We start from the raw sequence: 264 nt of genomic DNA, 5'->3' as shown, positions 1-264 counted from the left end.
GCCGTCAGCCGGTAACGGCGGCGCGGTTGATCCACCCCGGTTCCCGTCACAGCCTGGAAGGACGTTTCAGCAAATGAGTGCAGTGAAAGTCTGGCGCGCCACCGATTACGTGCGCATGCCGTGGAAAAACGGCGGTGGCAGCACCGAAGAAATCACCCGCGACTCAGGCATTGGCCTGGAGGGTTTTGGCTGGCGCCTGTCGATTGCCGATATCGGCGAGTCTGGTGGCTTCTCCACCTTCGCCGGCTACCAGCGCGTGATCAC

Annotated in this window: 1 protein-coding gene; it reads left to right on the top strand. The window is 62.5% G+C overall.

Annotation, left to right across the window (positions count from 1 at the left end):
* Positions 1 to 73 precede the first annotated feature (73 nt).
* On the top strand, positions 74 to 264 hold a 191-nt coding region (locus SB764_RS41215; protein WP_410866928.1), incomplete at its 3' end, for a HutD family protein.

Origin of the sequence: Paraburkholderia sp. SIMBA_027, from assembly GCF_046535315.1 — a bacterium.
GTDB classification, from domain to species: Bacteria; Pseudomonadota; Gammaproteobacteria; order Burkholderiales; family Burkholderiaceae; genus Paraburkholderia; species Paraburkholderia tropica.
This window is presented reverse-complemented; position numbering and strand designations above follow the sequence as displayed.